Origin of the sequence: Pseudoalteromonas sp. SCSIO 43088, assembly GCF_023650795.1 — a bacterium.
Classification (GTDB): domain Bacteria; phylum Pseudomonadota; class Gammaproteobacteria; order Enterobacterales; family Alteromonadaceae; genus Pseudoalteromonas; species Pseudoalteromonas shioyasakiensis.
Window position 1 is genome coordinate 2,284,884 of record NZ_CP072675.1, and the last position, 20,156, is coordinate 2,305,039.

The window sequence follows — 20,156 nt, forward strand, 5'->3', positions numbered from 1 at the left end:
GAGTTTAAGTTGGTTAGAGTTTAGAAATGAATATTAAAAATATGGGTACCGCTTTAGTGCTTGGCTTGATTGCACTGAGTTCAAGCCATTCACAGGGTTCAACAGCTGATTCAGCTTATCAAGGTGCGCAATTAATCGTTATTTTATTTGAATGTATTTTAATTGCCCTCCCTACTACCGCATTTTTGTTGGTTATTTGGAGTCGTTGGAAGCATTTACGTTTTAAGCAGTTACTACAAACTGTGTTAAATTCATCGTTAGTTTTCATGCTTATTAGCCTAGTAACAATCAATCAATTAACACAGAGTATGTCGTCTTGGTTGATTGCTTTAGCAGTCAGCCATACATTGCTGGTTGGTATTAGTTATTTACTAGTTAAGCAACACACTAATAGAGTGAAAAGTACCCTCACAGGCTGTTGGTAAATAAAATCATCGTTAAATATACAAAATCGCGAAGCAAAAATGCTTCGCGATTCTTTAAGTACACATGACTTAGTTAGCTTACTCAATTTCGCTGGCGAAATTAATCAAGTTCATAAATAAACGGTCTGTCATACTTGAAACACCTGTACCCTCAGTATAGTTACCAACTTTACCTTGATTGGTAAGCATCCCACTATCTGATAAAAGAATGTCACCCGTTTCTGAATCAAGCACTATCGTTGGTAAGCCATCTTGGTTTACAGCTAACACTTGCGTACCCACTGGCATTTCAGAGAAGTATCCTTTAGCACCACCTGCTTGATAGAAACTAGTTACACCACCAAATGGACCAGCAAAAATAGCCTGTTGAGCTTGAGTACCTACACCTTCAGGATTTTGTGTATTTGGACCATCAACATAACCAACACGAGTAACCGTGTAGCCCCATTTCGCATACACTTTTTCATTTGGCATATCAGAATCGGCTGCAATAATAGTGACATTGCCTGATTTTTTTGACCAGTTATAAAGCTCTAGGATTTCAGCATCTGTGAAATCTGTATCATAGAAACTACCCATATAAAAGATATCTGTCTCATAACTATCGATAGCAGCTTCAGTGATAGAGTTTGCTGCAGCAAAATCATGATTTATTGAAACTGTTTTATTAACAATTCCACCTTCGCCAAAATTTGTAGAGCTCATAAGTTTTGCAATAGGCTCATAAAATAACTTCCCATTCAAAGTATAGTTTTGCCAAGTTGCTTTTCGCTCTTTATCGATACTCGTGATAACAAACGACTCCGCACCAGTGCTACAGGTTGGCTGAGCATAGCACGCAACCGGTTTTAATGTATTAAGTGCCAAATCGTTAATACGCATAGGGTAAGTACCCATTGCACATGTTTTCCCCGTTTCAATCGACGCTTTATACAGCTTAGTTACATTGTGATTACCTTGGTCATTTATTACTTCACGAGAAATAAGCAGCTCACCATTTTGATCAAGTGCAGCACCTGTTACCGTTGTTAAACCATGTTCAGACTTTTTCGATAACTCAAGTGTAGAAAGATCCAAAGAGAAAATGCTGGTTGCAGAAATCAAATAGACTTCACCATTTTTAACAACCATATCACCACGGAAAATATCTAAGCTATTACCATAGCCAGTCATATTACCTACAAACTGTGTCTCGCCAGAATCTGGATAAATAATATAAAACTTACTGCCTTTAGAGCCGTAGATAACATCACGGTTTGGATCATACGCTAAACGAGTCATTGGACTTGTTCTAGCAACTTCTGTGTGCTTATTTGTTTCCATATCAACATAGGCTAATTTTGTGTATTTATACTTTTCGCCTTTGATTGGTAAGTCTTTTAATTCATCATCTGATAAATTCAATGAGCTTGGGTCTAACTTATATGTTAAAGCGCGTGGCGCCGAAACATAATATAAACGATTACGAGTACTATCGAACGCCATTGCAGCTGAAGAAAACTTCGCTTTAGAATGGATAGCTGCTGTTTGCGCTTGTTCATCAAGCGAAAAAACAACGCCTAAATGACCTCGACCAGAGTTAATACCATACAACTCGCCTGTGCAGCTATTTGCCGAAGCATCAGCAGTTACGGCTCCGCATACCATCAATACAGATAGAATAGATTTTTTCATTGTGTTTTCACCTGAAGAATTAACCAAAACTTTATTATTAGCAAAAATGATAAATAAATTATTTATCACTAACCTAATTATGTATAAATTATGTCCAAGCTAATTCTAGGCTTCAGTCGATTGAATACAATCAGAAATTTTTGATAATGGTATGAAAAGGCTAAAAACAATAAAATATAGGCCTTTAATACATAAAGGATACAACTTTTCTATTAAGCAGCTGTTAACTCACTTTAAAAGCAGTGATTACGTACTCCATAATTTGCACACAATTGCTGGTTAGTATAAGAACACATTAAGCTTATTCTAACCGCAAATGAAATACTCTTTACTTATCGCTACATGTTTACTGTCTTTTTCGTGTGTAGCAACCTCACTGCCCAGCTCTCTATTAAATCAAGTCACTGACCTTGAGAACCAAGGCAGGCTCAGTGAAGCACTCACTATTCTTGAGCAATACAAAGATAATAATACCGCTACATCGACCACCGAAATTGCTATGGCACAAGCGCCTCTTTTACGTAAACAAGGTCATTATAACGAGGCGATAGAACTGCTAACGCCATTACAAAAGCTTGCTAGCTTGAGTAAAAAAGACCAATACTACATTCAAAAAGAGCTAGGGATCAACTACCGTCGCCAAGTAAAAACAATAGAAGCAAAAAATCATTATATGGCAGCCTTAGCACTTGCAAATGAGCTTGAAGACAAAAACCTACAAGCACAAAGCCATAGCAATTTGGGTTCACTATACGACACGCTTAATGATCTTGAACAATCAATGCATCATCAAGTAAAAGCACAAGCGTTATTGGAAAACAGCGATAATTATGAACTAGTTGCCACTAATTTTTATAACTTAGCAAACCTTGCTCACAGGCTTGATGACCTCTCGCAATCTGAGTACTTCTATAAAAAAGCACTCGAGTTTGATATTAAAACCAAAAACCAAATGAATATTGCAGATACCAGCTTACAGCTAGCCAAGCTGGTGTATAAACGAAGCGATTTAGAGCAGGCTCTTCCCTTATTAAATACCGCCTATACACGATTAGCCGACGTCAATGCCTATGAGAATATGGCGACGGCGAAGCATACGTTGATGCAATTGTATTTGAAAATAGGCAACCAGCATATGGCATTGAGTAGTGCTGAGTCTGGGCTTAACGCAGCGCTTAAATCTGGCTCGGCTTTAAGTAAAATTTACTCTTACTTTAACTTAGTTGAATTACATTTAGCACTTAAAAACTCTGAGCTAATTGGTCTCTATTTAAGTCGAACAAAAGAGTTGTTAACTGATATTGATAACCGCTTATTGAATCAAAAACAGCACGGCTATACCGCAATTTATGCTGAACTTATCGGTGATTACAAGCTAGCTGCTGAGCAGCTAAAGCTTGAAAATAAACTGGCCGAGTCTTTATTTGAAGAGCATTTAAATAAAGCCGTGGAAAAGAATAAAAAGCAATTAACAGCAATCGAGCAACAGCAACGTATTGATGATGAAATTCAAAAAAACAAACTCGCAACTGCACAAATGAATAACCAGCGACTAGAAAAACAAATTTGGTTGTTATCTGCTGGTATTGTTTTGTTGTTTAGTACCCTTGCGTTAGTACTCTATTACTTCAAGCATCGAAAAGCGTTATTTAAAGCCAAGCTTTATCAATATAACTTAATTGAAAAAGACAAAATGCTTGCTGATATCTCTCATGAATTACGCACTCCACTGAGTGTATTGAAACTGCATATAGAAGCGCTTGAGCTCGATATTCAGGAAAACCGCGATCTCGCCTACAGCAAAATTAATGGCAAGATAGCGCAACTTAATAACTTAATTTCAGATGTGTACCAGTTATCTCAAGCTGAAAACAAAACCCTGACATTGAACCTTAAACAATATAATGCCGCGCAAATTTTTGCTGAATATGAGCAAGACATGCGCCGTTATGTTTGTAGTCATCAGCTCACATTTTTTGCTGACATTGTTATTGCTAATGATGTTGAGGTCACGGTAGATAAACAAAAACTAGACCAAATCCTCAACAACATTTTTACTAATGCGTGTCTATACACAGACACGCCAGGCCATGTCCGCCTTAAAGTTCGGACCAACAAGCAAGAGCTGTTTATTCAAGTCGATGATACTTCTCCGGGTGTCGGTAAAGCTCATATAGGTAAACTCTTTGACCGTTTATATCGTGTTGAAGAGTCTCGTAGCCGCGCATCGGGAGGGTCTGGTTTAGGACTGTCAATTTGCCAGAGTTTTGTCGAATTGATGTCAGGTACTATTAACGCATTACCAGGTAAGTCAGGTGGCTTATGTATCAGAATATTACTGCCTTTAGGCAATAAATAAGCCTCTCCATTTTTCCACCACATTTTATTGCTTAAATAGCACTATAAACTACAGTGGAATGGAACCATGTCAGAGTCATTAAAGCACGCTCAATGGGCAAAATCTGTTGAGCGTAAACACCGCCAAAGCAAAGTTAAAAAAGCCAAAAAGTCGCCACTGCCAATTTACGCGGCCCTTGCCAGCATACTGTTAAGTGCAGGGCTCTATTATGCAAGCTACGAAAAGCCAATAGAGTACCCTCCACTATCTGAAGCAGCTAAACAACGTATCTCCCAGTTCTTTGCAAAGCAATTCTTAATGGGCCAGTGGCGCTTAAATCAAATAAAGTACTCAACTAATGCGATTCAGGTCTATGTACAAACACCTACCGCGATAGCCCTTGAAGGTGAGGCGTTAAGTCAATATTTACATTATGCGTTATGCCCTAATCCTAGCAAACGCATTTGGCAAGATATTCAAGCAAGAGAATTATCAGTGTATGTGTTCAGCCATTCTATTCGAAAAGGTGAACGTACTATGTGTAACTGATATGAAAGCGATGAACGCCAAATCAATTGATTTGACTTTCATCATAGCGATAGCCTGCACCGTAAACGGAAGCGACTATCTTAGGAGAGAACTGTAAATTCTTTAGTTTTTTGCGAATATTTTTGATATGACTGTCGATTACGCGGTCGGTAATATCAAAGTTATTTGGTTGGATATGATCAAGTATCTGCTGTCTTGAAAAAACGCGCTTAGGGGCTTTATACAAAAGCTTAAATACGTCAAATTCCACTTTAGTTAAACCCAAAGACACGCCTTTAATCTCAACTTCAAGCGCATCTTCGTTTAAACAAATAGTAGCTGGCGTTTCAACAGTTTCATTGCTATTAGATACCGGCGCGCAGCGCCTTAAAATAGCTTTAACACGCATCACTAGCTCTGCACCGCTAAAAGGTTTACAGACATAGTCATCAGCACCATGTTCTAACCCTTTTAACCTATCAGCCTCTTCGACTTTAGCGGTTACCATAATAATAGGCACCATAGAAAAAGCGCGGATCTGCTTCATGCACTCCACGCCATCTAAATTGGGTAACATTACATCTAGAATTATTGCATCAGGATTATTTTCTTTAACCCACGACACCACAGCACTGCCATCAGTGATGTGGTGAGTAGTAAAGCCAGATGCATTGAAGAACAACAGCACTTGTTCTGCAATATCTAAGTCGTCTTCAACGACTAATATCTGCGGCATTTTTATTTCCGTTTTATATTTTTTTTATTGTTTTTAGTTGTTGCTTCACCATCGCTTTAAGGGCGTCTGATAAGGTCTCATCTAGTAAAACCATAGTCAGAATATCGTGCAGGTCTTCACTATTCATGACCTCATTGAGTAAATCATATTCAGATGGGCTTCTGCCTCTGATAAACATTAAAACGCAACAATATGGAGCAAATATGGAGCTAGTACGAAATAATGAATTTTTTCTATTTAACTGTAAAATTCATTCGTAGATTGTAGGTAATAAGCGTTATTTTTTCATTATTTTTCTGAATCTTGATTTGATTCTCAAAACAGCTAATACCATTTCGCTTAATTAAGTGATCTATTTTGAGGCAATAAAACCTCGTTGATAGCAAGGCAAAAATTTCGTTATTTAGTTGTTCTAAATCAGATATTTTTAACGCAGATAGCGACAGGTTTAATCCCTCTAAATGATTAAGTATTATTGCGGATTGGTATAAAACTAGGCAATAAAAAAGCAAGCTAGGCAGCTTGCTTTTAAAAATGTTGAATGGCGCTTTAGAATTAAACGTCTAAGTAATCCATAATCCCTTCAGCGGCATTTCGGCCTTCGAAAATAGCCGTTACCACTAAATCTGAGCCGCGGACAATATCGCCACCAGCAAAGATTTTCGGGTTAGTTGTTTGGTGAGTAAACTCACCTTTTTCTGGTGCATTGATACCACCCCAATGATTGATTTCAACACCGTACGGTTCTAACCAATCCATTTTATGAGGTTTAAAACCAAATGCCATGAGCACTTTGGTTGCTTCAATAACATGCTCAGAATCAGCTACTTCTTCAGCACGACGACGACCATTTTCGTCCGGCTCACCAAGTTGCGTTTTCACCATCTTAACGCCAGCAACTTTCCCTTGCTCGTCAACCACAATGCCTTTAGGTTGAACGTTAAAGGTAAATTCTACGCCCTCTTCACGGGCATTTTTAACTTCACGTTTTGAGCCTGGCATGTTTTCTTCGTCACGACGATAAGCACAGGTTACTTTTGCAGCACCTTGTCGAATAGAGGTTCTCACACAGTCCATTGCTGTATCACCACCGCCTAACACGACGACTTTTTCGTTCGCCATATCGATATAAGTTTGCTTATCTTCTGCATAGCCCATTACTCGGTTTGTGTTACCAATTAAGAACGGCAGTGCATCAAACACACCATCAGCATCTTCGTTTTCAAGGCCTGCACGCATACTTTGATAAGTACCAACACCTAAGAATACGGCATCATATTCTGCTAAGATTTCATCAAGCGTAATATCAACGCCAACTTCAGTGTTTAGCTGAAACTCGACACCCATTTCAGTGAATATTTCACGACGCTTTTGCATTACTTCTTTTTCAAGTTTGAATGAAGGAATACCAAACGTAAGAAGACCACCGATTTCTGGGTGACGGTCAAACACCACAGGCTTAACACCGTTACGAACTAAAATATCCGCACAACCTAAACCAGCTGGGCCTGCACCAATGATAGCCACTTTTTTGTCAGACCAAACCACATACGACATATCTGGTTTCCAGCCCATCTTAAATGCCGTATCAGTGATGTACTTTTCGATATTACCGATAGTGACAGCACCAAACTCTTCTTCAAGTGTGCACGAGCCTTCACACAAGCGATCTTGTGGACAAACTCGTCCACACACCTCTGGTAAGCTGTTTGTACGGTGAGACAGCTCTGCCGCTTCTAAAATACGGCCAGTACGAATGAGCTTTAACCATTGTGGAATATAGTTATGTACTGGGCATTTCCATTCACAGTACGGGTTACCACAATCTAAACAGCGATCCGCCTGTGAGTTAACTTGTGTCTCAGAAAACGGCTCGTAGATTTCTACGAAAGATTGTTTACGTGCTGAAATTGGCTTTTTACGCGGATCAACACGTTGTACATCGATAAACTGGTATACATTTTCGCTCATACTACCCCCTTACTGAGCCTGAACACGAAGCTCTGCGCTGCTGCGCGCTCGGTGTCCGAGTAAACTTTTTACATCACTAGATTTTGGCTTAACTAATTTAAACATTGGCATATATAAATCGAAGTTAGCTAAAATCTGCTCAGCGCGGTTTGAGCCTGTAAGCTCTAAATGCTCAGCAATGAGTCCGCGTAAATGTTCTTGGTGTGACGCCAACCCTTCAAGCGTAACAATTTCAACAAGCTCAGGGTTAATGCGTTTTTCAAAGTCATTGCCTTCATCAAGAATATAAGCAAAACCACCTGTCATACCTGCACCAAAGTTGATACCTACTTTGCCAAGTACGCAAACCACACCACCTGTCATGTATTCACAGCCGTTGTCACCAACACCTTCTACAACCGCTTGCACGCCTGAGTTACGCACTGCAAAGCGCTCACCAGCACAGCCTGCAGCAAATAATTTACCGCCCGTTGCACCATATAAACAGGTATTGCCGGCAATAGTTGCTTTGTGGCTTTCGAACGATGAACCCAGCGGTGGGCGAATTACTAGCTTACCGCCAGCCATGCCTTTACCAACATAGTCATTGGCATCACCAACAAGTGTCATTTCAAGGCCACCCGCATTCCACACACCAAATGATTGACCCGCTGTACCATGAAGCTCAATAGAGACAGGATCAGCAGCCATACCTTGGTTACCATGTTTAGAGGCGATATAGCCAGACAACATAGCGCCCACTGAGCGATCAGTATTGCAAATACGGTTAACCAGTGAGATACCCGATTTTTCGTCAATTGCTTGCTTGGCTTTTTCAAGCAAGGTTTCATTTAGCTGACCTAAGTAGTGTGAGCTATTTGGCGCACTACAATACAAGGTTTCACCCGTAGGGTTGTTAGGCACAGCAATCACAGACGACAGATCGACTTTCTTTTGTTTCTCTGTGTTGCCTTCAATTGCTTCAAGTAAGTCCAAACGACCAATTAAATCAGTTAAACGAGTTACACCTAAGCTTGCCATAATTTGGCGTGCTTCTTCGGCTATAAACTTGAAGTAGTTCATCGCCATTTCTGGCAGGCCATGATAATGCTTTTGGCGCAGCGTATCGTCTTGCGTTGCAACACCGGTCGCACAGTTATTTAAGTGACAAATACGTAGGTATTTACAACCTAGTGCCACCATAGGGCCAGTACCAAAGCCAAAGCTTTCAGCACCTAAAATAGCCGCCTTAATAATATCTAAACCCGTTTTAAGACCACCATCTGTTTGTAGGCGAATACGGTGACGTAAACCATTTTCTACCAGCGCTTGCTGGGTCTCAGCAAGACCAAGCTCCCAAGGGCTACCTGCATACTTAACAGAAGTAAGCGGGCTTGCACCTGTACCACCGTCATAACCAGCAATGGTAATTAAATCTGCATAGGCTTTAGCTACGCCAGTTGCGATAGTACCTACACCCGGCTCAGAAACGAGTTTCACCGAGATCAGTGCATCTGGGTTTACTTGTTTTAAATCGAAAATAAGCTGGGCTAAATCTTCAATCGAGTAAATATCGTGATGCGGCGGAGGCGAAATCAAGGTCACACCCGGCACTGAATAACGTAATTTTGCAATATACGGCGTTACTTTTTCACCCGGTAATTGACCACCCTCACCTGGTTTTGCACCTTGCGCCACTTTAATCTGAATGACATCAGCGCTACGTAAGTAATGTGGTGTTACACCAAAACGGCCCGAAGCAACTTGCTTAATACGTGAGTTTTTCTCTGTGCCGTAGCGAAGCTTGTCTTCACCACCTTCACCAGAGTTTGAACAACCACCTAAGCGGTTCATTGCAATCGCGAGTGCTTCATGTGCTTCTGGCGATAATGCACCAATACTCATTGCGGCTGAGTCAAAACGTTTGTACAGCTCAGTTGCTGGCTCTACGTCATCAACACTCACACCTGTATCAGGAATTTTCACCGCCAACATGTCACGTAAATTGGTTACCGGGCGATTATTTACTAAATCAGCGTAAGCCAAGTAGTCTTTATAATCCCCAGAGCGCACTGCCTTTTGCAGTGTTTGAATAACATCTGGGTTATAAGCATGGTACTCACCACCGTGAACATATTTTAGTAAGCCACCATGACTTAATAACTTACGTTTACTAAATGCCAGCTTATGAAGTTTACGTTGGTCATCATCAAAATCAGTGAAACACGCCCCTTTAATACGACTAGCTACACCGTTAAAACAGGTTTCTACAACCGCATCTGATAAACCAACTGCCTCAAATAACATTGAGCAGCGGTACGAAGCGACAGTACTGATACCCATTTTCGACATAATTTTATAAAGACCCTTATTTATTGCATTACGATAAGCAAGCGTTACTTCGCAATAGCTCTTGTTCAGGGTCTTTTTGTCGCTCATTGCAACTAATGATTCATAAGCAAGGTATGGATATATTGCCGTTGCACCAAAACCAAGTAATACCGCAAATTGATGTGCATCACGGACACTGCCCGATTCGATGATGATATTAGATTCACAACGTAAGTTATTATCGACTAAACGCTTTTGAATTGAACCAACCGCCATCGCAGCAGGGATCGGTAAATGCGTTTCGCTAAAGTTACGGTCACTTAAAATAAGCATGACACAGCCTGACGCTGCTTTTTCTTGTGCTTCATCACAAATACGTGTGATTGCGTTTTCTAAGCCTTCTTCTAGTGTGTAAGTGATATCAATTTTACAGTAGCTGTAATGCTCATCGTCAGCATTGATCAACTGTTGCATATCAGCGTACATCAAAATCGGCGTATCAAACTGTAAACGCTTAGCATGGCCGGTTGTTTCGTTAAATACGTTTTGCTCACTACCAATACACGTCGCCAATGACATCACGTGATTTTCACGAAGCGGGTCAATGGGTGGATTGGTTACTTGCGCAAATTTCTGTCGGAAGTAATCGAACAGTGAACGATGACCCTCTGACAGTACCGCAAATGGCGTGTCATCACCCATTGAACCTGTAGCTTCTTGACCATTTTCACCCATGACACGAATTACGCTATCAAGCTCTTCGTTGGTGTAGCCAAACATTTTTTGATACTTAAGTAGTGTTTCGTCATCAAAAGAACGGTTACCCGCATCTTTTTCAGATAACTGTTCAAATGGCGTTAAACGCTTAACGTTTGCTTCAAGCCATGCTTTATATGGATGGCGTGACTTAAGATCTTGGTCAATCTCATCTGAATGCCAAATTTTACCTTGATGAGTATCAATTACTAATAATTCACCAGGGCCAACACGGCCTTTCTCAACCACTTCGTCTGGCGCGTAGTCCCAAATACCTACTTCTGAGGCAAGGGTAATAAAACCATCTTGGGTGATGACATAGCGCGCAGGGCGTAAACCGTTACGGTCAAGATTACAAGCTGCAAAACGACCGTCAGACATTACAATACCAGCTGGGCCATCCCATGGTTCCATATGCATTGAGTTAAAATCATAGAATGCACGTAGGTCATCATCCATAGCACGGTTTTTTTGCCATGCTGGCGGCACAAGCATACGCATTGCACGGAATAAATCCATGCCACCGGCTAAGAACAACTCAAGCATATTATCTAAGCTAGAAGAGTCTGAGCCGCTTTCATTAACGAAAGGTGCTGCTGATTGCAAATCAGGAATAAGTGGTGAGGCAAACTTATACGCACGGGCACGAGCCCATTGGCGGTTACCTTGAATCGTATTAATTTCACCATTATGCGCTAAATAGCGGAATGGTTGCGCCAGTGGCCAACGAGGTTGTGTATTAGTAGAGAAACGTTGGTGGAATACACAAATCGCACTGGTCATGCGAATATCAGCTAAATCTAAATAAAAGTTAGGTAAGTCTACAGGCATCATTAAGCCTTTATAGACAGTAACTAAACCAGATAAGCTGGCAATATAAAAATGTTCATCGTTTTCGAGGCGTTTTTCAGCACGACGACGCGCTACATACAAGCGACGTTCTAAATCTTTTGGACGCCAGCCTTCTGGTGCGCTTACAAAAATTTGTTCAAAGCCTGGTAGTTGTTTTTTTGCAATTGGCCCTAAACAAGACGCATCGGTAGGTACAATGCGCCAGCCTTGAATGCTCAAGGTTTCTTTTTCGAGTTCTTCACTCAACACATCTTTAGCTGTTTGCGCAAGTACAGGATCGGCATTTAAAAATACCATGCCAACGGCGTAGTTCTTTCCTAGGTGCCAATCATGTTCGCTGGCAATAGCGCGAAAGAAACTATCAGGTTTTTGCATTAATAAACCACAGCCATCACCTGTTTTACCATCAGCAGAAATACCACCACGGTGTTCCATGCGATCTAAGCCAGTGATTGCTGTTCGAATCAAGCGGTGACTCGCCTGACCATTGACCTGGGCTATTAAGCCAAAGCCACAATTATCTTTTTCTAATTTTGAGTCGTATAACATAGACCCCTCCCCTTGCTACAACGACTAGCGGTTCAGTCTTTTGTGACAGTGCTAGCAGACGGACAAAACTATCGCCAAATACCTCATGAGTCAATAGAGTTTTGAATACATATTCATATTCATGAATATTTCTCACTTAAAGGCACTTTTTAAATTCTATGCTATTTTTTTACATTTAGTCGTATTTTACCCGTTATTTTTTTATGACACTGGTGTCAAATTTAACAACTTGTAAAAAACAATCTAAAAAGCCGCCACCTTACGTTAACGTAAACTGCGCCTTAATTTGAATAATTATTCACCCTATGAATATCGATGCAGTTTTTTATGGGGTCTCGCCTAGCCTAACTGCATCATTATTTACTCTTGGCTTTAGCATAGTTACAAACTATGTATCTGAGCAGACTACCTTAGTCGCAAGACTGAGTTTCTTTACCCTTGCGTCAACAATAAGCAATCTAAAAGTGTCCGCTGCGGACACTTTTTCTGTCCGCGGACAGAAAAAGTGTCCGCTGCGGACACTTTTTCTGTCCGCGGACAGACATCAATTCACTGATTAAAAATAAAATCATTAAAAATCAGTACATTAAAAACTGGCACGCTACTGGTATAGATAAGACATCAGCGAAATTGAGGATTTCAAAATGTTCACTATCAGTTTGTTTATGGCTTCTCCACTTACCATGCTTGCCGTTGGCTTCATGATTGTGTGTTTTGAGAATCGTAAGGAGTTATGATGATTAAGGATACCAGTGCCCAAGATATTACCGTGGCTAAGAAAAACACCATTAAAAAGCCACTTATACTAGCTGCAGGTGTAATACTTGTTGGTGCGCTCGGCTTTCAAGCATTGTTTGCCAGTAACGATGGCAGCATTTCGGTTGATGCAGCAAGCCTACAAATTAGTGAAGTAAGCCAAAAGACACTCACCAGAGATGTAGCAGCGAGCGGTAAAATCGTTGCAGCTAATGCGCCGAAGGTTTACAGCCCAGAACGCGGCTTTGTAGATTTGAAAGTAAAAGCCGGTGACAGCGTTGAGGTAAATGAAGTGATCGCAACCGTAACCAGCCCTGAGCTAACCAACGAGCTAAAACAACAACAATCAGTATTAGCGCGACTAGAAGGCGAATTACAGCGCAAGCAACTTGAAGCGCGTAGACAAAAACTAAGCCTGACTAAAGCGCTCGATTTAGCGCAAGTTGAACTCAATGCCGCAGATAGAGAAAACCGCCGAGCTAAAATCTCAATCGAAAAACATTTAATTAGCCAAATAGATTTAGAAAAAGCGGTTGATGACTTAGCCCGTGCCAAGCTGTCTTATAAGCACGCCGAGCAAGAAGTCAGCTTAGCTAAAGATACCCTCGCATTTGAGCTAAAAGCAGCAGAGCGTGATCTGGCACGTCAACAACTGATTGTGGATGACTTACTCAGACAAGTAAATGAGCTTACTATTACCGCTAGCGTAAGCGGTATTGTGGGTAACTTATTAGTGCAACAAAAAGAAGCGGTCACACAAAGCCAACCATTAATGACATTGGTCGATTTAAGTAACTTTGAAGCAGAACTGCAAGTACCAGAAAGCTACGCCAATGAGCTGGGTCTTGGTATGCAAGTTGAGCTTACTTTAGGTGCTCGTCATGTCACAGGCACGCTATCGGCTATTTCGCCTGAAGTGAATAATCGCGAGGTCACAACCCGCGTACGCTTTGACAGTGAGATTTCTGGCATTCGCCAAAACCAACGCTTAACCGCACGTATTTTACTAGAGAATCGCGACGATGTATTGCAAGTAAAACGCGGCGCATTCTTACAACAAGGTGGCACCCATGCTTATAAAGTTGACGGTGACATGGCTTATTTAATCGATATAAAAACCGGTGCAAGCAGTATCAATGCTGTGGAGATAATTGAAGGTGTAGAGCCAGGCGATAAGTTAATTATCTCAAACTACGATCGCTTTAAAAAAGCACCCACACTGGTTTTACGCTAACAAATAAAAGGAATATTCAACATGCTTACAATGAACAACATCAGCAAAGTGTATCAAACAGATATGGTACAAACGCACGCCCTTCGCGACTTTAATCTACAAGTAGAAGAAGGTGAGTTTATCGCCGTAACGGGCCCAAGTGGCTCAGGTAAAACCACATTTTTAAACATCGCCGGTATGTTAGAACCATTTAGCGAAGGCCAATACATGCTAGACGGTATTGATGTGGGTAAGCTCAACGACAACCAGCGTGCTGACTTACGTAATCAAAAAATTGGTTTTATTTTCCAAGGCTTCAACCTTATTCCAGATTTGAACCTCTATGAAAATATTGAAGTACCACTGCGTTATCGCGGTATCAAAGCCGCCGAGCGTAAACGCCGAATTGAGCAATGCCTAGAGCAAGTTGGTTTAGCTTCACGCGCTAAACATTTACCGCAACAACTTTCTGGTGGTCAACAACAACGTGTTGCTATTGCCAGAGCCCTTGCTGGTGAACCGCGCTTTTTACTTGCCGATGAGCCAACTGGTAATTTAGATAGTTTAATGGCGCGTCAAGTGATGGAGCTACTTGAACAAATCAACCGTGATGGCGCTACTATCATCATGGTTACCCATGATCCAGAGCTTGCCCGCAGAGCACCACGTAACATCCAAGTTGTTGATGGCCAACTAGCTGACTTCACCTTGTATCAAGGCACTCAAAACCTTAAAGCGGCTGGAGTGTAACCATGTTCCTTCATTACTTAGATTTAAGCTGGCGCAGCTTTAAGCGCACGCCACTTGTAAGCTTTTTAATGGTATTAGCCATTGCTATTGGTATTGGCGTTACCATGACAAGTTTATCTGTGTATCACATGATGTCGGCAGACCCTATTCCTGAAAAAAGTAGCGACCTTTATTCTGTGCAGTTACAAACCATGGATGAAGGCCGTACGTGGTGGACAGTCGATAACATGCCACTGCAATTAACTTATCAAGATGCCGTTAACCTTAACCAGGCCAAAGCAGGTGGTAAACGTGTCACTATGGTTAGAACCGGTTTTTCGGTTTATTTAGACTCAGACAAAGTAAAACCATTTATTGGTCAAGCACGACTAACCACTCCTGATTTTTTCGATATGTTTAACCTATCGTTTATTTATGGTGGGGTTTGGAGCGCGCAACAAGAAGCCGACGCAGCCCCTGTTGTGGTGATCAATAAAGAATTAAACGATAAGCTCTTTGCTGGTGAAAACCCGGTAGGCAAAATGGTGTTTCTCGATGATGCAAGTTACGAAGTTATTGGCGTGATTGATGATTGGAATATCACCACCAAATACTATGATCTAAATAACGGTGCATTTAATAAAACCGAGCAACTATTTTTACCATTTAGCCTAATGAAAGCCCGAGAGCTTGAAAACTGGGGTAATACCAATGGTTGGAAGCACGAAAAAACCAATACCTTTAACGACAAGCTCAATTCTGAAATGGTGTGGTTACAATTTTGGGTTGAGCTAAAAACACCTGCAGAAAAACAAGCTTACCAAGACTTTTTAATGGCCTATATGCAAGAGCAACAAAAGCTAGGTCGTTTTAACCGCGAAAAATTAGCCGTCACCTTACGCGATGTAAATGAGTGGATGCAGTACAACAATGTTGTTAGCGAAGACAACGAAATTCTAGTTGGCCTAAGCTTTATGTTTTTAGCGGTATGCCTTGCCAACATTTTAGGTTTATTACTAGCGAAGTTCTTACGCCGCGCTCCTGAGGTCGGTGTACGCCGCGCATTAGGTGCCAGCAAACGCCAAATATTCTTTCAACATATTGTTGAGGTTGCCATGTTAGGTTTCTTAGGTGGCATCTTGGGTATTATTTTGGCGCAAGTGGGTTTATTAGGCGTACGTCAAAGCTATAGCTACTACCAAAGCTTAGCCACTATGGATTTAACCATGCTACTTAGCGCACCTGTGATTGCAATTAGCACCTGTGTGATAGCGGGTCTATACCCTGCTTGGCTGGTATGTAAAACCAACCCTGCTATTTATCTTAAGAGCCAATAAGGAAGACACCCATGTTAGAAATTAAACCTATCTTTCACGCCTTATGCCGCTCAAAAGTTGGCGCCATTTTATTACTGATCCAAATTGCCATCACCACTGCAATTGTTAGTAATGCGGCGTTTATTATTCAAGACAGAATTAGCTATTTAAGCCAAGAAACAGGCTACCCTGAACAAGACATTTTCGTTTTTAATGTCATGATGTTTGGCAAAGATGTGTCTCCGTCTCAGCAGTATGAGCTTGATGAAGCCATGCTTCGTCAAATACCTGGGGTAGTCGATGCTGCTTATTCGAGTAACACACCGCTTTCGGGCAGTGGTTCTTCGTCAGATTTTAGCTTAAAACCAGCACCTGAAGAGAGTAAATCAGCCCGTACTTCATACATGTTTATCGATGAACATGGCATCAATACCTATGGTGTAAAACTCATTGCTGGGCGTAACTACACCGAAGATGAAGTGATCGTCACCGATAACTATGATGAGCTTTCAAAAGTAACCGTTGTCACTAAAACTCTACTCGATGAGCTGTTCCCTGACGGCAATGGTTTAGGCCAAACTGTCTATTTTGGTGATATTCCAATGAAAATAATTGGTGTAATTGATCTTATGAAGGGCCCATGGCTTAAAGACAGCCGCCCAGATAACGTAGCACTGCTGCCTTTTATTAAGCCTGGTACAAATGCACGCTTTGTGGTTAGAACAGAACCTGGTCAACGTCAATCGGTCATGAACCGTGTTGAAGAAGCCATGCTGAAAAACTACAACAAACGTGTTATTTCTCGCATTCGTGGCTTAGATGACGATAAAGAGTCATACATGGCTGAAGACACATTAATGATGCGCATGCTGATTGTACTTATTACTATTTTAGTGTTGGTGACGGCCCTGGGTATTTTCGGCCTAACGCTGTTCAATATTAGCAAGCGTACTAAACAAATAGGCACTCGCCGCGCTTTAGGCGCCAGAAAATCTGCCATCATCAGCTACTTCTTAGTTGAAAACGCCATGATATGTGTAGTTGGTTTAGTGATTGGTGTGATTGCTGCCGTGTATTTAGGGCAATTACTGATGCAGCACTTTTCAATTGCTCAGCTTGATATTAGCTACGTACTTGCTACTGCGCTGGCAGTGTTCGTTATGAGTTTATTAGCGGTACTTGCCCCTGCAAAACGGGCTGCGAATATCTCACCGAGCATTGCAACTCGAACAATTTAGTTCTCCCAACCTATGCTACACTGGATTTACAGTGTAGCATTCATCTTGCACCTTTATTAGGAAAATAACTAAAACAATAATATGGAAAAAATACTGATCGTCGACGATAACCCAGCCATTTTGGATGCATTGTCGTTATTACTCGAAATTCACGGTTTTGATGTTGTTACAGCAAGTAACCCGTTTGAGGCAATTCAAGCCGTACAATACCAACGCATAGCGCTTGTTATTCAAGACATGAACTTTACCGCCGACACCACTTCAGGCGAAGAAGGCAAAGAACTTTTTTATGCCTTACGAGACATTAATCCTCACCTACCGATTATTTTGATCACCGCATGGACAGAGCTTTCTACTGCCGTTGAACTTGTCAAAGCAGGGGCTGCTGATTATTTACCAAAACCATGGGACGATGCAAAGCTACTTACTTGTGTAAATAACCTAATCGAACTGGGTAAAGCAAAACAGCAAAACGAAACCTTTACCCGCCACCAGCAAGAACGTGACGCATCTGTACAACAAGCAAATTTGGTGGGTTTGGTTTATAAAAGTACCGCTATGGAGCACATTGTTAATCTTGCGATACAAGTGGCTAAATCGGATATTTCAGTACTGATCACAGGCCCCAACGGTAGTGGTAAAGAACGCATTGCACAAATAATACAGGCCAATTCATTATTAGCTGATAAACCCTTTATCACTGTTAATGCCGGTGCTTTACCAAGCGAGCTTATTGAGGCTGAATTATTTGGTGCCGAAGCGGGCGCCTATACAGGTATTACTAAACAGCGTATTGGTCGTTTTGAAGCGGCCGATGGTGGCACCCTATTTTTAGACGAAATTGGTAATTTACCACTTTCTGGGCAAATGAAATTATTACGCATTTTACAAACCGGTGAATTTGAACGTTTAGGTTCAACACAAACTCGTAAAGTGAATGTGCGGGTGATTTCAGCTACCAATGAAGATTTAAGCCATGCAATTAAAACAGGTCAATTTCGAGAAGACCTTTACTACCGCTTAAATGTGATTGAGTTAAATTTACCAAGCCTTGCCCATCGCCCAGATGATATTTTAGCTTTAGTCGCACACTTTTTACCTGAGCGCACACTGTCGCTAAGTACAGAAAAAGCCCTGCTCGCCCATAGTTGGCCGGGTAATGTTCGTGAGCTTGAAAATGCCTGTAAACGTGCTGCAGTTTTAAAACCCACAGGGGTGATTGAGCTTGCTGATTTTGGCTTACAAGTTGAAACAAACAGCCCAACACAAACAAGAGCAGAGCCTAACAAACAAGAGATTGAGCTTGCCATGCGCGAATACAAAGGTGTGATTGCTAAAGTGGCTCGCCATTTTGGCTTAAGCCGCCAAGCGCTTTATCGCAGGCTTGATAAATTTAAGATTGAATACTAATGCGTTTTTCGTTTCGATATAAAATCATCACTTTGTGTATTGCAGCGCCTGCATTGCCGCTTATATTGGTTTGTTATTTTGCGGGCATAAGCTTGCTTTACAGCCTATTTGCCCTGAGTGCTTGCACCTTGATCAGCGGATTTTTTGCCGCGCAATTATCAGCTCCGCTCATTGATGGCATGAACTCGCTCGAAACCGGGCTGCTTAATTTTAAAGATGGTGAGCTGGCCACATTATTAGCCTATGATGGCAGTGATGAGCTAGGTGATTTATGCCGGCTTTATAACCAAACCGCAAAACAGCTTCGCCAAGAAAAGCAATGGATTTATCAGCGTGAGCTAATGCTCGACAAAGTACTGCAAAGCTCGCCACAAGCTGTACTTTTGACTAACGACCAAGGCTTTATTGTGTATAGCAACCACAGTGCTCGCAGTTTACTCGATGCTAAATCAGCCCTTGAAGGCGCCAAGCTTGAACATTTATTAGATTCAAGCTGCGAGCAATTAACGCGTGCCATTCACAAAGGCGTTGATGGCTTATTTACCCTCGACAAAGCAGATCAAGAATCACAAACTTGGCATATGGCAACAGGTCGATTATTACTTAATAATCAGTTTCACCAACTGTATGTTTTTAAACAACTGACCCGTGAACTAAGCCGCCAAGAAGTAGAGGTTTGGAAAAAAGTTATTCGTATTATTAGCCATGAGCTTAACAACTCCCTTGGACCAATGTCGTCTATGCTTCATAGCGCGCAACTTTTAACAAAAGAAGTTGACGAGCCACGCTTAAAACGGGTATTTACCACCATTGGAGAGCGCATAAAACACCTTAATGAGTTTGTGCAAGGCTATGGTAAATTTGCCAAGTTACCCACCCCTCAACTATCAACGATTAACTGGCCGACGCTGATTGAGCAATTAAAAAGTCAGTGGCAGGTCGAGGTCTCACTTGATGAGCGAGTGACAACTGATGCTGATCACACTCAGCTCGAACAGTTACTTATAAACCTATTAAAAAATGCCTATGAGTCAGGGTCAAACCCCGAAGATGTCAGCTTAACAGTGCAACAAGAAGCAAGTGGCACACACATCATGGTGAGTGATAAAGGCAAAGGTATGAGTGAAGCTGTAATGGCGAACGCACTTATTCCCTTTTACTCAACCAAAGCAACAGGTAGTGGCTTAGGGTTAGCACTTTGCAGGGAAATAGTTGAAGCACACCACGGGCAAATCAGCTTACATAACCGCGAGCAAGGTGGATTAAGCGTCCATGTTATGCTGCCCTAATAGCCTTTAACACATTCGATATGGATCATGATTAACAAAGAAACCCGTAACATAATATGAGCTTTT

The 20,156-nt window shown here is 41.4% G+C and carries 13 protein-coding genes; 9 read left to right on the forward strand and 4 right to left on the reverse strand.

Features of this window, described 5'->3' with window-relative positions; genetic code table 11:
- Positions 1 to 26: 26 nt before the first annotated feature.
- Positions 27 to 425 (forward strand): hypothetical protein, encoded by a 399-nt coding sequence (locus J8Z28_RS10560; protein ID WP_054561712.1) that lies wholly within the window; start codon positions 27 to 29, stop codon positions 423 to 425.
- 78 nt (positions 426 to 503) lie between these two features.
- On the opposite strand, the gene J8Z28_RS10565 is transcribed toward J8Z28_RS10560, so the two are convergent.
- Positions 504 to 2,099, reverse strand: coding sequence for a hypothetical protein (locus tag J8Z28_RS10565; RefSeq protein ID WP_152966936.1), 1,596 nt, complete (start codon positions 2,097 to 2,099; stop codon positions 504 to 506).
- A gap of 316 nt (positions 2,100 to 2,415) precedes the next feature.
- Between J8Z28_RS10565 and J8Z28_RS10570 the strand changes: the two genes are divergently transcribed.
- Positions 2,416 to 4,458 carry an ATP-binding protein gene (locus J8Z28_RS10570; protein ID WP_250659392.1) on the forward strand — a complete coding sequence of 681 codons (2,043 nt, stop codon included), beginning with the start codon at positions 2,416 to 2,418 and terminating at the stop codon, positions 4,456 to 4,458.
- 66 nt (positions 4,459 to 4,524) lie between these two features.
- Positions 4,525 to 4,986, forward strand: a complete 462-nt coding sequence (locus J8Z28_RS10575) for a hypothetical protein (protein WP_250659393.1) — start codon at positions 4,525 to 4,527, stop codon at positions 4,984 to 4,986.
- A 22-nt stretch (positions 4,987 to 5,008) separates the two neighbouring features.
- Here the strand turns inward: J8Z28_RS10575 and J8Z28_RS10580 are convergent, their stop codons facing one another.
- The 3 genes from J8Z28_RS10580 to gltB form a co-directional block, all read right to left on the reverse strand.
- Positions 5,009 to 5,701 (reverse strand): response regulator, encoded by a 693-nt coding sequence (locus tag J8Z28_RS10580; RefSeq protein ID WP_250659394.1) that lies wholly within the window; start codon positions 5,699 to 5,701, stop codon positions 5,009 to 5,011.
- Between the two features lie 555 nt (positions 5,702 to 6,256).
- A complete protein-coding gene (locus J8Z28_RS10585) occupies positions 6,257 to 7,672 on the reverse strand; it encodes a glutamate synthase small subunit GltD family protein (RefSeq protein ID WP_054561717.1) in 1,416 nt (471 codons plus the stop codon).
- Between the two features lie 9 nt (positions 7,673 to 7,681).
- Positions 7,682 to 12,139, reverse strand: a complete 4,458-nt coding sequence (gene gltB / locus J8Z28_RS10590; protein ID WP_250659395.1) for a glutamate synthase large subunit — start codon at positions 12,137 to 12,139, stop codon at positions 7,682 to 7,684.
- 736 nt (positions 12,140 to 12,875) lie between these two features.
- Here gltB and J8Z28_RS10595 point away from each other — a divergent pair.
- The 6 genes from J8Z28_RS10595 to J8Z28_RS10620 all read left to right on the forward strand — a co-directional run bounded on the left by J8Z28_RS10595 (position 12,876) and on the right by J8Z28_RS10620 (position 20,090).
- A complete protein-coding gene (locus J8Z28_RS10595) occupies positions 12,876 to 14,129 on the forward strand; it encodes an efflux RND transporter periplasmic adaptor subunit (RefSeq protein ID WP_250660389.1) in 1,254 nt (417 codons plus the stop codon).
- A 21-nt stretch (positions 14,130 to 14,150) separates the two neighbouring features.
- A complete protein-coding gene (locus J8Z28_RS10600; RefSeq protein ID WP_054551528.1) occupies positions 14,151 to 14,858 on the forward strand; it encodes an ABC transporter ATP-binding protein in 708 nt (235 codons plus the stop codon).
- Between the two features lie 2 nt (positions 14,859 to 14,860).
- A complete protein-coding gene (locus J8Z28_RS10605; protein WP_250659396.1) occupies positions 14,861 to 16,174 on the forward strand; it encodes an ABC transporter permease in 1,314 nt (437 codons plus the stop codon).
- Between the two features lie 11 nt (positions 16,175 to 16,185).
- On the forward strand, positions 16,186 to 17,391 hold the full coding sequence (locus J8Z28_RS10610; RefSeq protein ID WP_235383194.1) for an ABC transporter permease: 1,206 nt from the start codon (positions 16,186 to 16,188) through the stop codon (positions 17,389 to 17,391).
- A gap of 81 nt (positions 17,392 to 17,472) precedes the next feature.
- Complete coding sequence (locus J8Z28_RS10615; RefSeq protein WP_209326473.1) at positions 17,473 to 18,801, forward strand: sigma-54-dependent transcriptional regulator; 1,329 nt, start codon at positions 17,473 to 17,475, stop codon at positions 18,799 to 18,801.
- The gene (locus J8Z28_RS10620) at positions 18,801 to 20,090 is read left to right on the forward strand and encodes a sensor histidine kinase (protein ID WP_250659397.1); all 1,290 of its coding nucleotides are present in this window, start codon (positions 18,801 to 18,803) and stop codon (positions 20,088 to 20,090) included. The genes J8Z28_RS10615 and J8Z28_RS10620 overlap by 1 nt, the downstream gene beginning before the upstream one ends.
- Positions 20,091 to 20,156 lie beyond the last annotated feature (66 nt).

What these genes read in the sequence shown, in the direction of transcription:
- J8Z28_RS10585 (WP_054561717.1), bottom strand. Translation starts at nt 7,672, where the DNA reads ATGAGCGAAAATGTATACCAGTTTATCGATGTACAACGTGTTGATCCG.
- J8Z28_RS10595 (WP_250660389.1), top strand. Translation starts at nt 12,876, where the DNA reads ATGATTAAGGATACCAGTGCCCAAGATATTACCGTGGCTAAGAAAAAC.
- J8Z28_RS10565 (WP_152966936.1), bottom strand. Translation starts at nt 2,099, where the DNA reads ATGAAAAAATCTATTCTATCTGTATTGATGGTATGCGGAGCCGTAACT.
- J8Z28_RS10570 (WP_250659392.1), top strand. Translation starts at nt 2,416, where the DNA reads ATGAAATACTCTTTACTTATCGCTACATGTTTACTGTCTTTTTCGTGT.
- J8Z28_RS10600 (WP_054551528.1), top strand. Translation starts at nt 14,151, where the DNA reads ATGCTTACAATGAACAACATCAGCAAAGTGTATCAAACAGATATGGTA.
- J8Z28_RS10580 (WP_250659394.1), bottom strand. Translation starts at nt 5,701, where the DNA reads ATGCCGCAGATATTAGTCGTTGAAGACGACTTAGATATTGCAGAACAA.
- J8Z28_RS10560 (WP_054561712.1), top strand. Translation starts at nt 27, where the DNA reads ATGAATATTAAAAATATGGGTACCGCTTTAGTGCTTGGCTTGATTGCA.
- J8Z28_RS10605 (WP_250659396.1), top strand. Translation starts at nt 14,861, where the DNA reads ATGTTCCTTCATTACTTAGATTTAAGCTGGCGCAGCTTTAAGCGCACG.
- J8Z28_RS10620 (WP_250659397.1), top strand. Translation starts at nt 18,801, where the DNA reads ATGCGTTTTTCGTTTCGATATAAAATCATCACTTTGTGTATTGCAGCG.
- J8Z28_RS10615 (WP_209326473.1), top strand. Translation starts at nt 17,473, where the DNA reads ATGGAAAAAATACTGATCGTCGACGATAACCCAGCCATTTTGGATGCA.
- J8Z28_RS10610 (WP_235383194.1), top strand. Translation starts at nt 16,186, where the DNA reads ATGTTAGAAATTAAACCTATCTTTCACGCCTTATGCCGCTCAAAAGTT.
- gltB (WP_250659395.1), bottom strand. Translation starts at nt 12,139, where the DNA reads ATGTTATACGACTCAAAATTAGAAAAAGATAATTGTGGCTTTGGCTTA.
- J8Z28_RS10575 (WP_250659393.1), top strand. Translation starts at nt 4,525, where the DNA reads ATGTCAGAGTCATTAAAGCACGCTCAATGGGCAAAATCTGTTGAGCGT.